The organism is Algoriphagus confluentis, from assembly GCF_036245625.1.
GTDB classification, from domain to species: domain Bacteria; phylum Bacteroidota; class Bacteroidia; order Cytophagales; family Cyclobacteriaceae; genus Algoriphagus; species Algoriphagus confluentis.
Genome location: NZ_BTPD01000001.1, coordinates 18,110 through 30,487 on the forward strand (window position 1 = coordinate 18,110; position 12,378 = coordinate 30,487).

Genomic DNA, 12,378 nt, shown 5'->3' on the forward strand with positions numbered 1-12,378 from the left:
ATGAGTGATAATCCAGCTCCACGAATACCTGTCCTGATTGCTTCTACCCTAAAGCCCATTCAGGACCCAAGAGCTTTTGGCAAGCTGGCGCTTTCGCTTGGCGAAACAAATAAATACCAAATAAACATCATAGGCTTTTCTTCCAAAAAGCTGAATAACTCCCCGGATTTCCGATATTTTTCTTCTATGGGCGATTTCTCAACTTGGTCCAGAATCTGCGCTCAATACCGTCTTTTCCAAACAATATTCAAAATCAGGCCCCGAGTCATCATAGCCTGTACTTGGGAATATCTGCCTTTACTTAGTCTATTAAAACCCTTTTTTGGATTCAAAGTGGTCTATGATGTGCAGGAAAACTACGCCTTCAACCTGGACCTGAATCCCATTCTGAACAACGATAAAAAAAGAAAATGGACTTTTTGGATCAAAATGGCAGAAAAAAGTGCCAAAGTGGATTTGTTTCTTCTGGCTGAAAAATGCTACCGAAAAGAAATGCCACAGAAAAACCCATTTCTGATTTTGGAAAACAAATTTCATGGGGAAATCCAAAAAACCACATCTAAGGATTTCCAGGCCCAAACCGAATTCGGCTTTTGTCTTACCGGAACACTCAGTCCGGCTTTTGGGACGATACAGGCAATCCGCTGGTTTCAGGAAATCCAAAAAGTCTACCCAAAATCCAGACTTTTTGTGATCGGTCATGTTCCAATTTCCAACTTTTTCCAAAGGCTCAAAGAGCTGGAAAAAACATCTCATGGAATAATTTGGAGGATTTCCGAGATCCCTATTCCTTACGAACAGCTCCTAGAGGCCATTTCAGAGGCTGACTTCTCCTTACTTCCCTATACCCTGCATCCTGCTATTTCGGAAAAGATGCCCAGCAAGCTATTTGAATGTGCGGCTCTTGGTACTCCGGTATTGATTACCCCCAATCCCAAATGGGAAAATTTTCTAGCGCCTTTCAAAGGAGGATTTGGAATTGATTTTTCTGATTTGATGCAAGCCGTCCCCATGTTTCAACAGGCGATTCGCCAAACTTACTTTTCCACACCTGCTCCTGGAGAAGTGCTTTGGGACTCTCAAAAATCTGACTTCCAACAAGCTATCGATCAGCTTCTTTCCTAGGCCCCCTTTTCAAAATCAGTTTTCCACCAAAACCCGGAAAACTTATCCACCTCTACCCCAAAATTTACACTCATTTCATTCAAACGGAAACTGAGCTTTGCTTCTCTTTTCTACCCAATTTCAGAGCATATCAAAATCATTAATATTTGGTTATCAATTATTTATTATATTTTTTTATCTAATCTAAAATTATTTTAAGCCTTATCTAAATCATAGATCACAGCTATTTTGAGGTTTTCCACAGTCGATTTAGGATCTATCAAATTTTTATTTAGCTTTATCTAAATTAATTTTTACCTTTGGCTTATAAAATCACAAACCATGGAATTGACTGTAGCGGAAGAGAATTATCTCAAAGCGATCTATCACCTCTCAGATGCAGGGAAAAAAAGTGTATCCACCAATGACTTGGCAGCAGAGATGAAAAATAAACCAGCCTCCGTCAGCGATATGCTTCGAAGGCTGGGCGAAAAAGAAGTCATCGAATACCGCAAATATTATGGACTACAGATAACAGAAGCAGGTAAAAGACTGGCCTTGCAGACCATTCGAAAGCACCGCCTATGGGAAGTATTTCTGGTAGAGAAATTGAATTTTGCCTGGGATGAAGTACATGAGGTCGCCGAACAACTCGAACATATCCACTCTCCTCTTTTGATTCAGAGACTGGACGCCTACCTCAATTTCCCCAAGTTTGATCCCCATGGAGATCCGATTCCGGATGAGTTTGGTGATGTGCGCTCACGCCCAAGAGTAGAGCTGGCCGAAATGGAAATCAATCAAACCGGTCAAATTGTAGCAGTCAAAGATTCCTCGGCGGCGTTTCTCCGCTATCTGGATAAAGTCGGTGCCTACATCGGTGCCAGAATAAAGATTTTGGACAAGGTGGAGTTTGACGGTTCTTTGGAAATCCTGGTAGATCAGAAAAAGAATCTGTTTATGTCTAAAGAAGTGGCAGGCAACATTCTGGTTCTTCAGTCATGAGCTACCTGAGAGGTCTTATTTTCTTTTCCATTTTGGCTTTGGCCTCCTGCAAGTCCGAATCCGAGACCAAAAGGATAAAACCAAGAATCGTGGCCACCACAAGTATTTTGGCTGACGGAATCCAAAATCTGGTTGGAGAAAATGCCGAAGTAGTAGCGCTGATGCCCGCCGGAGTGGATCCTCACTTGTACAAAGCTTCTGTAAGGGATTTGGATCTATTGACCACAGCTGACTTAATCGTCTATCACGGACTCTATTTGGAAGGAAAAATGACGGAGATTTTCGAAAAACTTTCCCTGACCAAAACCCTCATCAATGTTTCCGAAGGAGTGGACAAAAATCAATTGATCCGCTCTGGACCAGAAGCCCACAGCGTGGACCCTCATATTTGGTTTGACGCCAAGTTATGGGCTCAAGCCCTTGATTATGCCTCCGAAAAGCTCCTCGAATGGAAGCCTGATTGGAAAGATGAAATAGAGAAAAACACCGACTCCTATCTCCAAAAACTAGCTATTCTGGATCGGGAAGCTGCTGCCAAAGTTGCTGAATTAAAGTCAAAAAATCAGGTACTGGTCACTGCACATGATGCTTTTGCCTACTTCGGCAAATCTTACGGATTGGAAGTTCATGCCCTACAGGGACTCTCCACCCTGAGTGAACCCGGGTTGAGAGACCTCACCCAACTGATCCAGCTGATCGAAATTTATCAAGTCAAAGCCATCTTTGCTGAGCAAACCATCTCCCCAAAAGCTATTCAGGCGGTAGCCAATGGAGTCAGAAATAAAAACCGAACCGTAAAGCTGGCTGGCCCTCTTTTCACTGATAGCTTGGATGCACCTGGCACTCCTGCAGGAACCTATTTAGGCATGTTTGAAACCAATCTGAACACCATTTACGAAAACCTTATCCCATGATCACACAAGTCGAAGAGCCCATATTGGAAATTCATGACCTAACAGTCAGCTACGATCAGAATCCCGTGCTTTGGAATGTAGACCTCAGCCTGCCCAAAGGAAAACTGGTGGGGATCTTGGGACCTAATGGAGCGGGTAAAAGTACCCTAATTAAAGCCATTATGGGCCTGATTCCTCCTACTTCAGGCTATGTAAGAATTTTTGACAAACCTCTGAATGAGGTTAGAACCCGCATCAGCTACGTTCCCCAAAGGGAATCCGTAGACTGGAATTTTCCAGCTTCCGTATTGGATGTGGTCTTGATGGGCACTTACGGAAAGCTGGGACTTTTCCGCAGGCCAGGAAAAAAAGAAAAAGAATTGGCCCTTCATTGCCTGGAACAGGTAGGGATGTCCGGATTTGTCAAAAGACAGATTGCCGAATTGTCCGGAGGTCAACAGCAACGGGTATTTATTGCGAGAGCCTTGGCGCAGCAGGCAGACCTGTACCTGATGGACGAGCCCTTTGCCGGGGTGGATATGGCCACAGAGACGGCCATTTTCCAGTTGTTGAAAGAGATGGCCGACACCGGCAAGACGGTCATTGTGGTGCATCATGACATCCACTCCGCTATGAATTTCTTTGACTGGGCCATCATGCTCAATCTCCATCTGGTGGCTTCCGGTCCCAAAGACCTGGTGATGACCGAAGAGCTGCTGCGCAAAACCTACGGAGGTAAGCTTAACTTGCTGACCAAAGTAACCGACCTGATCAAGCGAAAAGAATTTAACCCTTTGAAAAGCTGATATGGAGGATTTTGTCTATTTCTTCACCTTCCAAGATCCCAGTATACTATGGGTTGTGCTCGGCATTACTTTATTGGGAATCGGCTCAGCTTATGTGGGGACTTTTTCCTTTTTGGATAAAAAGGCCCTTTTGGGAGATGCCATTTCCCATGCTGTACTTCCGGGAATTTGTCTGGGTTTTATTCTGGCAGGAGAAAAAAACCCGGTTTACATCGTCTCCGGAGCATTTGTCTCGGGAGGTATAGCCACTTTTTTGAGCACTTGGCTTAAAAGAAACACTAAGCTCAGCGAAGATGCGATCATCGCAACCATTCTTTCAGTTTTTTTTGGAATAGGGATCGTCATGTTGACCGCCCTTCAAAAGTCCGGGAATCCCGAAATAGCCGGGTTGAACACCTTTATCTTTGGCAATGCGATCGGCATTTCAGAAAAGGACCTGATGCTTTACGGAGGATTGGCCCTGTTTATCCTATTGGTCCTGACCTTCTTTATGAAAGAATTCCGCCTGATGGTTTTTGACCGGGAATTTGGGGATTCAATCGGTTTTCCTATGAAATTCATTTCCTTTTCCTTCAATGTCCTGATGATTCTTGCAGTTGTGATCGGGATACAGGCGATTGGGGTAGTTCTAATGGCAGCCTTACTGATCACCCCTGCTTCCGCAGCGAGGTTTTGGACTGACCGATTAAGCACTTTGTTGATTTTGGCGGCTTTATTTTCTATCCTTTCCGGGGTGATGGGCACCTATGTGTCCTTTATTCTTCCTCAGATGCCCACCGGCCCATGGGTGGTGGTGTTTCTTTCTTTGATTGCCTTGATTTCATTTCTTTTTTCTCCAAAAAGCGGGATGCTTTTTCGATTTTTTGCCAGAAAAAAATACCTCCGAAAATCCCATCGGGAACACTTGCTTAAAGCACTTTACAAAGCCTTGGAAGAAGGGAGAAAATCTCTCCCCATAGAAGAAATCTATGAGCTCTACCCCTACCACAGGCCCCAAACACTAACCGGGATCAAAGATTTACAACAGTATAGTTACATCAATCATAATCAAGAGTTTATAGAGCTTACAGAATCAGGAATTTCAGAGGCCATGAGAATCGTAAGACTCCATCGCCTTTGGGAGCTCTACCTCAATGAGTCCATGAATATCGCACCCGATCACGTCCACGATTCTGCCGAACAACTGGAGCATTTGCTCACTCCGGAGCTGGAGGCTCTGCTGGAAAAACGGCTCAACTACCCTGCTTTGGATCCCCACCAAGAAACCATTCCCAGAGACCGACCATGACCTTCGACTCCAACGCCTTTCTGATCATTTTCACCGGATCCCTGATCGCCATCTCCTGCGGGATGCTGGGGGTTTTTCTGATGCTTCGCAAAATGTCCATGACAGGGGATGCCATTTCCCATGCTGTCTTACCGGGAATAGTCATTGGATTTTTCGTTTCAGGAAGTCAGAGAAGCCTAGAGGTCATCCTTGGGGCCGGACTGCTGGGGATATTAGCTACTCTGATGATTGACTGGCTCCGCAAAAAAGCCCGGGTTCAATTGGATGCCTCTATCGGGATTACCTTCACCCTACTCTTTGCCATTGGTATTATTTTAATCAATCTTTTTGCCTACAAAGTAGATCTGGATCAGGAATGTGTCCTGTATGGAGAGATTGCCTATCTGCCGATTGATCTTTGGATTACCAAAAGCGGTTTGAATTTAGGACCCAGAATTACCTGGCTTGCCGGGCTGAATTTCTTCTTTGTCTCAGGATTTATCTATCTATTATTTAAGGAGTTAACCCTTACCAGCTTCGACGAAAGCTTCGGCTCTGTCATTGGAATTCCATCCAAAGGAATTAACCTCGCACTGATGAGTATGGTCTCCTACACCACGGTCAGCAGCTTTGAATCAGTGGGAGCCATTTTGGTCGTGGCCCTGCTGGTTGTCCCCCCTGCCACAGCTTTTCTTTGGACCAAAAGTCTGATTCCGCTGCTCAAAGGCACCGTTATTTTGGGTATTTTGATTTCCTTCTTCGGCTATTATCTTGCTTACTGGTTAGACAGCTCAATTGCTGGAATGATGGTCACCGTAGCCGGCTTGTTTTTTGGGGCAAGCGTTTTGCTAAATAGAAAAAGGAACAGCAGCAAAAGCGGAACTTCTCCTCTGCCTCAGTCGTTTGGAATTTGAATTGATTACCTATGAAATATTTAAACCTTTTTCTTTTCGGGTTACTTCTCAATACCTCCGCTTTGGCCCAAGGTCAAATCGAATGGTTGAAGTTTGAAGAAGCCATTGCAGCCAATGCTCAAAACCCAAAAATGATCCTTGTGGATGTATACACCGATTGGTGCGGCTGGTGCAAAAAGATGGATAAGGAAACCTTTACCGATTCCAAGGTAGTCGAATACATCAACTCCAACTTTTATGCAGTCAAGCTGAACGCGGAAGATACCAAAAGAACTTTTGAATTTATGGGCAAAACCTACAATGAAGCTCAAATGGCCGCTGCCATGCGGGTGAGATCCTACCCCAATTTTGTGATTATCGAGCCCAAACTTCAAAATATTGCCCAAATGCCGGGCTATCGTCCTGCCCCAGAATTTTTGACCAGTTTGGACGAGTTGATCGAAAAAGCTTTCAAGCCCAAGCCATGAGTTTTTCACTTGCCGAGCGGGATGACACCATCATCGCCCTTGCCACACCTCAAGGTGTGGGAGCTATTGCGGTGATCCGACTTTCCGGAAAAGATGCCATCAAAATCACCAATTCCGTTTTTTTTGGAAAAAACCTGGAAAATGCCCCCTCTCACACCATTCATTTTGGAACAATTCGAGATGGGGAAAAGATAATCGATGAAGTTCTGGTTTCTGTATTCATCGCTCCCAAGTCCTTTACCAAAGAGAATGTAGTGGAAATCTCCACGCATGGCTCCTCCTACATCATCAATCAGGTTTTAAAACTCTTTGTCCGGAAAGGAGTGCGACTGGCCAAACCCGGAGAATTTACCCAACGGGCCTTTCTCAATGGGCAGTTTGACTTGGCCCAAGCAGAAGCTGTGGCAGACTTGATCCATGCCGACTCAGAAACCAGCCACCAAGCCGCTTTGAATCAGATGCGGGGCGGCTTTTCCTCTGAAATTCAAGAACTGCGAAATCAACTGATTCACTTTGCTTCCATGATTGAGTTAGAGTTGGATTTTGTCGAAGAAGATGTAGAATTCGCCAGTCGGGATGATCTGAGAGCCTTAGTTGAGCGGATTCTAAGAATCGTCGAGGAATTGATCCTGAGCTTTGACTTAGGCAATGTGATCAAAAACGGAGTTCCCACGGTCATCGCCGGCAAGCCAAACGCCGGAAAATCCACCCTCCTCAATGCACTGCTCAACGAGGAAAAAGCCATCGTTTCGGATATCGCTGGAACCACCCGGGACTTTATCGAAGATGAAATCAGTATAGGAGGTGTCATCTTCCGATTTATCGACACTGCAGGTCTACGGGAGACAACGGATACCATTGAAGCTATCGGTGTAAGCCGGACACAGGAGAAAATGAAGACCGCCTCGCTGATCCTTTACCTGTTTGATTTGAGTGATACAGACTTGGTTGAAATCAATCGGGATATCAATAAACTGGAAAACCTTGGGGTACCTTTTCTTAAAGTAGCCAACAAAACGGATAAGGCTAAAGAAAATATTATCAGTGAGTTAAAAGAAAAACATCCGGATACTATTTTTATCTCAGCAGGCAAAAAAGAAAACCTGGAAGGACTAAAATCACGCATCCTCGAACTGGTCAATTTGGATAAATTCCGAACAGGAAACACCATTGTGACCAACGTGCGCCACTACGATAGCCTAACCAAAACCCGTGAGTCCTTACTTGATGTTCTTTCAGGTTTAGACCAAGAAGTGACCAATGATTTTCTGGCGATGGATATCCGAAGATCTCTGCATTATTTGGGTGAAATTACCGGGCAAGTGACTACGGACGATCTGCTGGCGAATATTTTTTCGAAGTTTTGTATCGGAAAGTAAACCCAAGAAATACCCCTTCCCTACTACTTCGGACTATCCTTTAAACTTGGCCTTTTTTCTGTCTCAAAGTCAATGCTTAAACTCCTCAACTGAGCCCAAAGCCGGGGAAGAAAAGGTAAAACACTGAGAATTCCACCGAAAGTCAAAACCGGCACTGGCGAAAGAAAATACTCTCCACCTGTCAGAATAGATAGAATCAAAATCGTGCTAAAAGGAAGGGATACCGCCAAAATATTGATAGCCAATTCCAAATCGAAGGTTTTTCTGGCAGATTGGGTCTGATTTTCCAGTTTAGCTATCCCTGCCATATGGGCAAAGGGCCAAAATGACGCACTGGATAAGGGAAAAACCAGCAAAAACAGAATTATGGTCGAATTTGAAATCGGGAAAAAAGTCAAGATCATCCCGCTGATCAACAAGGAAATACCCGCACGAAACAGGAGAATGGAAAAGATTTTTTGAATGGATTTCCATTTCAAAACGACCGATACACCAATGAACAGAAGAATCAAAGGAGTCATCATATCCTTTAGCATCACGACCGGACTTTTCAGAAATTCAGGAAGTGAGCTCAGGTTAAATCCAAATGACAAAAGCACAATGGAGGAAATCATCACCAAATTGATGGGCTCTTTCAGCATTGCCAAGAGAAGGGATTTCACCTTTTGCTTATTGGACTGAGCACCCAAATGCTGTACCCGATAATACCACGACATGGCTAACAAATAGGAAATCACCAATACGAATAGCTTATTGCCCACATCTCCAATAGCAGCCCAAGCCAAAGCTTCTTCTCCCAAAAACTCAATAATAAATGGAAAACAAGACAATCCGGGAGCAAGAGAAGGAAACAGTAGCATCCAAGTTCGATGCTGGGAAGAATTTGAATCAATTCCAAGCAAAGGAAGAATCCAGTAACTCACTCCCAACATCACTCCATTCCAAGCCAATACTGCCACAGGAAGCAGAAGAAGCTCAGAATCCATTCGGATTCCCAGCAATGCCACAAAAATCATTGCAGGCAAAGCCAAATCAAGAATGACTACTTTAAGCCCCTTTTTGTGATCCTCTTGGATTAGTTTCCCCCTCAGGAAGTAACCCAAAAGGATCAAAAGAAGAATGGAGAGCGTTTTTTCTAATCCCAAAAACATGAATTCAACTTAGGCTTGGGTTACTTTTTTAAACGTCTCCAGGAAAATCTCCAACTCCTCATGAGTCCCCATACTCACCCTACACCAAGGCTTTTCATACATTTCATAAGTACGGATCCCTACTCCTTCCTGAACCATGGCATTCATAAATTGCTTGCCTTCCATTTGGATGGGAAAAATCAAAAAACTGGTATGGGAAGGAATCGGGGAATAGCCCAATTTGACTATTTCAGCGGTGATAAACTCACGGCAGTCTGTATTTTGTGCCTTGCAGCTTGCCAAAAACTCCTTCTCTTGCATACTGGCAATAGCTCCTTTCAAAGACGTCAGACAGAGTCCCATGGTACTTCGCACTTTGGAAGTGATGCTCTCTATCCGTTCCTCTGTAGCCACGATATATCCTATCCTCAAGCCAGCCATTCCATGGATTTTGCTGAACGTCCTTGCAACAATAACATCCTTGCCTTCAGCTATCAGACCCACCATGGTTTGATCTTCAGGATTAGGTAAGAATTCCAAATAGGCTTCATCCACAAACACTGGAACTTGAGTTGAAACTGTTTTACAGAATTCTTTCAAAGCGGCAGCATCGGAAATAGAACCGGTAGGATTATTGGGATTGCAGATATACACAAGCTTGGTTTCTGAGTCAATGGCTGCCTTCATTCCATTCAAATCATGGGAATAATCCTTCGCCAACGTCACCGGCTTCCAGGTGCCTCCCATGGCCTGGGCCGTATTCATGACCGACATGTAGGAAGGATCTGCAGAGACAATATTTCCCCCATTTTGAAATCGTGTGATTGCCAGTTTCTCTAAAAGATCTGTTGAACCCGGTCCCAGCATGATATTGGAGGGCTTCACCCCTTCTTTTTCTGCAATCATTTGAATGAGCGTGTGGGCATCGCCATGACCGTAGCGATTTCCTTCACTTACTGAATTGGCAATCGCCTGAATCACCTTTGGTGAAGGACCATAGGGGTTTTCATTGGCATTAAGTCGGGCAATCAGACGGGTTTCGGCTAGATGAACATCCGGCAAAAACTCCCTTAATGTGCTTTTTGCATTGTATTGAACCAGGTTTCTTTCAGGAATTGAAGAAAAAGCTGGCGCTGCCAAAAAACCTGAGGTAGCGAGAAGACTGGATTTAAGCCAATCTCTTCTGGAGAAAGATTTATTCATGATTGTTGATAGGTTTGGTTGCTACTGGAAAAAGATCGAAATCAGACCACCAATGATATGTGGAGAAAATTTCGGCCAGATTATTTTGGGTTAGCTCAGTTTTTAACCTGAAAATTCAAATTTTACACAATATGCAATATTTATGATTATTATTGAAACCATTATTTGAGTTATTATTAAAATTTTTCTAGGTATTGGATATTTTTCTAACCTGTTTTTCAAAATTGAAATACAAACTCACACTAGATCAAGTCCATCTGATATTTTCTTAAGAAGCTTTCTCATCAAACAGACATTCCAAATTCCGGCAGCAAACCCGTGGTAAACACTAAGGGAGATAATTATTTGGAAATCTATTTTTTGCATTTCGAAACATCTTTATTGAATAATATATTGTTTTTTTATCTTTTTCAAAATTAAATTTGGATAAATTGGTAATTCATCCTAATATTCAGCTGTTTATATTCTAATTCGTAACAGAAAACATTCACCTAACGAATTGCTGACTTTATGAAAATCGGATTTCTTGGCGGGACTTCTCTCGCACAAACCCTTGGAAAAAAATGCATTGAAGCTGGGCTGAATCCTGTCTTCGGAGTACGATCAGATTTTGATGTAAATGCCCCCGATTGGAAAGTCCTCAATCGGCTTTACAACAGAATTTGTCCTTATGAGTCAGCGATCATCCAATCGGAAATCGTTTTGATCTGTGCGGAAAATGAGTTTCTCCCGGAAATATTCAAAGCTATCAGAAGTGTGGATACTTCCGAAAAACTGATCGTAGACTGCACCAATGCCCATTACGACAAGAAATTGGCCGTTTCCACCACCAAGCATCTCAAAAAAGCAGCACCAAAGGCTTTCTTATTCAAAGCATTTAATAATCTGGGGATAGATTATCCCAAATCGGACCACTTGGGAATTATCAAGGAAACCTACTATTGTGGAGAAAATATTCCCGATAAAATCCGAATAAAAAGACTTATTGAACTTATAGGTTTTAAGGCCATAGATGCGGGTCAAATTGATAATGCTCCCCTTTTGGAGGCTTTTTATCACCTAAACAAGGAAATTTCATGGAACAAAAAAGACCAAGCCAATCTTCATTTCAAGCTGGTTTCCATCTGATCTTTATTTTTCCAATCACCCGAATGGTGGAACATCGGTTCCACCATTTTTTTTGACTAAAAAGGGAAGATTCATTCGGGATCTAAATGTTCAATCCTGACTAGGTCATTTGACATTCAAAGTAAATATAGAGTACAAAATCCTCGTTCGAGGAGTTAAAGACTAGCATAGGTAGGCTAAAGAAAGCACCGAGATTGTTTTAGGCCACCATTACCCTCTCTAGTAAAGAAGAATGATTTTGATTTTGGGAGTAATTCCAACTTTTATTTTACAGAACCATGGAATTCAGAATTAAATAAATTTTATCTCAAAAACTGTGTTCACCATCGGAATAAAAATTTGAAAACTATCTGGAAAAATATTTCCTCCTTCTAATTTTCAAAACCATATTTGACTTATAAAGAAGCGACTCACCTGATTAAATGAACGTACTGGTAATCGACATAGGAGGCTCAAACATCAAGCTTTTGGCCACGGGTCAGCCCGAAAGAATAAAAATCCCTTCTGGGAGTGATTTTACACCGAATGATCTAATTCCATTGGTAAAGGATGCCACCAAAGAATGGTCCTATGAAGTGATTTCCATTGGTTTTCCGGGAGTCGTCAAACGTGGTACGATTGCCGCAGACCCTGTCAACATGGGGAAAGGCTGGATGGGCTATGATTTTGAGAAAGCTTTTGGAATGCCAGTTCGGATCATCAACGATGCGGCAATGCAGGCTTTGGGAAGTTACGAGGGTGGAAAGCTTCTCTTCATGGGTTTTGGAACAGGCTTGGGTACGGCTATGGTATTCGAAGATCTCATCCTCCCGCTAGAAGGTGGACACCTTCCCTTCAAGCTGGGAACTTTTGAAACCCATGTCGGTAATGCTGCAATGAAAAAGGTAGGAAAGAAGAAATGGAAAGAGTTTGTCTATCAGACCATTGAGCATTTCAGACACTGCTTTCAGCCCGATGAGATTGTCCTAGGAGGAGGCAATTCCAAATACCTGGAAGAAATTCCGGAGAAATGCCGATTAGGATCGAACAAAAATGCCTTTACGGGTGGTTTCCGCCTTTGGGAAAAAGAATTTAAAATTTGA

At 43.1% G+C, this 12,378-nt stretch carries 12 protein-coding genes; 10 read left to right on the plus strand and 2 right to left on the minus strand.

The window, feature by feature from the left end:
* From AAA943_RS00085 to mnmE, 8 genes are all read left to right on the plus strand, one after another.
* Entirely contained in the window at positions 1 to 1,125 is a 1,125-nt protein-coding gene (locus tag AAA943_RS00085) for a glycosyltransferase family protein (protein WP_338222178.1), read from the plus strand.
* Between the two features lie 321 nt (positions 1,126 to 1,446).
* Positions 1,447 to 2,109 carry a metal-dependent transcriptional regulator gene (locus AAA943_RS00090; protein ID WP_338222179.1) on the plus strand — a complete coding sequence of 221 codons (663 nt, stop codon included), beginning with the start codon at positions 1,447 to 1,449 and terminating at the stop codon, positions 2,107 to 2,109.
* Positions 2,106 to 3,023 carry a metal ABC transporter solute-binding protein, Zn/Mn family gene (locus AAA943_RS00095; protein ID WP_338222180.1) on the plus strand — a complete coding sequence of 306 codons (918 nt, stop codon included), beginning with the start codon at positions 2,106 to 2,108 and terminating at the stop codon, positions 3,021 to 3,023. The genes AAA943_RS00090 and AAA943_RS00095 overlap by 4 nt, the downstream gene beginning before the upstream one ends.
* Positions 3,020 to 3,808, plus strand: coding sequence for a metal ABC transporter ATP-binding protein (locus AAA943_RS00100; protein ID WP_338222181.1), 789 nt, complete (start codon positions 3,020 to 3,022; stop codon positions 3,806 to 3,808). The genes AAA943_RS00095 and AAA943_RS00100 overlap by 4 nt, the downstream gene beginning before the upstream one ends.
* A gap of 1 nt (position 3,809) precedes the next feature.
* The gene (locus AAA943_RS00105) at positions 3,810 to 5,096 is read left to right on the plus strand and encodes a metal ABC transporter permease (protein ID WP_338222183.1); all 1,287 of its coding nucleotides are present in this window, start codon (positions 3,810 to 3,812) and stop codon (positions 5,094 to 5,096) included.
* Positions 5,093 to 5,989 carry a metal ABC transporter permease gene (locus AAA943_RS00110; protein WP_338222185.1) on the plus strand — a complete coding sequence of 299 codons (897 nt, stop codon included), beginning with the start codon at positions 5,093 to 5,095 and terminating at the stop codon, positions 5,987 to 5,989. The genes AAA943_RS00105 and AAA943_RS00110 overlap by 4 nt, the downstream gene beginning before the upstream one ends.
* Positions 5,990 to 6,000: 11 nt before the next feature.
* Positions 6,001 to 6,456, plus strand: a complete 456-nt coding sequence (locus tag AAA943_RS00115) for a thioredoxin family protein (protein ID WP_338222186.1) — start codon at positions 6,001 to 6,003, stop codon at positions 6,454 to 6,456.
* Positions 6,453 to 7,835: a tRNA uridine-5-carboxymethylaminomethyl(34) synthesis GTPase MnmE gene (gene mnmE, locus AAA943_RS00120; protein WP_338222187.1), complete on the plus strand. Its 1,383-nt coding sequence runs from the start codon at positions 6,453 to 6,455 to the stop codon at positions 7,833 to 7,835. Before AAA943_RS00115 ends, mnmE begins: the two co-directional genes overlap by 4 nt.
* Positions 7,836 to 7,858: 23 nt before the next feature.
* Here mnmE and AAA943_RS00125 read toward each other — a convergent pair whose 3' ends face one another.
* Together AAA943_RS00125 and AAA943_RS00130 are read right to left on the minus strand one after the other, a co-directional pair.
* Positions 7,859 to 8,986, minus strand: a complete 1,128-nt coding sequence (locus AAA943_RS00125) for an AEC family transporter (protein WP_338222188.1) — start codon at positions 8,984 to 8,986, stop codon at positions 7,859 to 7,861.
* A 9-nt stretch (positions 8,987 to 8,995) separates the two neighbouring features.
* Entirely contained in the window at positions 8,996 to 10,168 is a 1,173-nt protein-coding gene (locus AAA943_RS00130) for a pyridoxal phosphate-dependent aminotransferase (protein ID WP_338222189.1), read from the minus strand.
* A 510-nt stretch (positions 10,169 to 10,678) separates the two neighbouring features.
* Between AAA943_RS00130 and AAA943_RS00135 the strand changes: the two genes are divergently transcribed.
* A complete protein-coding gene (locus AAA943_RS00135; protein ID WP_338222190.1) occupies positions 10,679 to 11,296 on the plus strand; it encodes an NADPH-dependent F420 reductase in 618 nt (205 codons plus the stop codon).
* 422 nt (positions 11,297 to 11,718) lie between these two features.
* Positions 11,719 to 12,378 (plus strand): ROK family protein, encoded by a 660-nt coding sequence (locus AAA943_RS00140; RefSeq protein WP_338222191.1) that lies wholly within the window; start codon positions 11,719 to 11,721, stop codon positions 12,376 to 12,378.

What these genes read in the sequence shown, in the direction of transcription:
- AAA943_RS00100 (WP_338222181.1), top strand. Translation starts at nt 3,020, where the DNA reads ATGATCACACAAGTCGAAGAGCCCATATTGGAAATTCATGACCTAACA.
- AAA943_RS00125 (WP_338222188.1), bottom strand. Translation starts at nt 8,986, where the DNA reads ATGTTTTTGGGATTAGAAAAAACGCTCTCCATTCTTCTTTTGATCCTT.
- AAA943_RS00085 (WP_338222178.1), top strand. Translation starts at nt 1, where the DNA reads ATGAGTGATAATCCAGCTCCACGAATACCTGTCCTGATTGCTTCTACC.
- AAA943_RS00130 (WP_338222189.1), bottom strand. Translation starts at nt 10,168, where the DNA reads ATGAATAAATCTTTCTCCAGAAGAGATTGGCTTAAATCCAGTCTTCTC.
- AAA943_RS00095 (WP_338222180.1), top strand. Translation starts at nt 2,106, where the DNA reads ATGAGCTACCTGAGAGGTCTTATTTTCTTTTCCATTTTGGCTTTGGCC.
- AAA943_RS00090 (WP_338222179.1), top strand. Translation starts at nt 1,447, where the DNA reads ATGGAATTGACTGTAGCGGAAGAGAATTATCTCAAAGCGATCTATCAC.
- AAA943_RS00110 (WP_338222185.1), top strand. Translation starts at nt 5,093, where the DNA reads ATGACCTTCGACTCCAACGCCTTTCTGATCATTTTCACCGGATCCCTG.
- AAA943_RS00135 (WP_338222190.1), top strand. Translation starts at nt 10,679, where the DNA reads ATGAAAATCGGATTTCTTGGCGGGACTTCTCTCGCACAAACCCTTGGA.
- AAA943_RS00115 (WP_338222186.1), top strand. Translation starts at nt 6,001, where the DNA reads ATGAAATATTTAAACCTTTTTCTTTTCGGGTTACTTCTCAATACCTCC.
- AAA943_RS00140 (WP_338222191.1), top strand. Translation starts at nt 11,719, where the DNA reads ATGAACGTACTGGTAATCGACATAGGAGGCTCAAACATCAAGCTTTTG.
- mnmE (WP_338222187.1), top strand. Translation starts at nt 6,453, where the DNA reads ATGAGTTTTTCACTTGCCGAGCGGGATGACACCATCATCGCCCTTGCC.
- AAA943_RS00105 (WP_338222183.1), top strand. Translation starts at nt 3,810, where the DNA reads ATGGAGGATTTTGTCTATTTCTTCACCTTCCAAGATCCCAGTATACTA.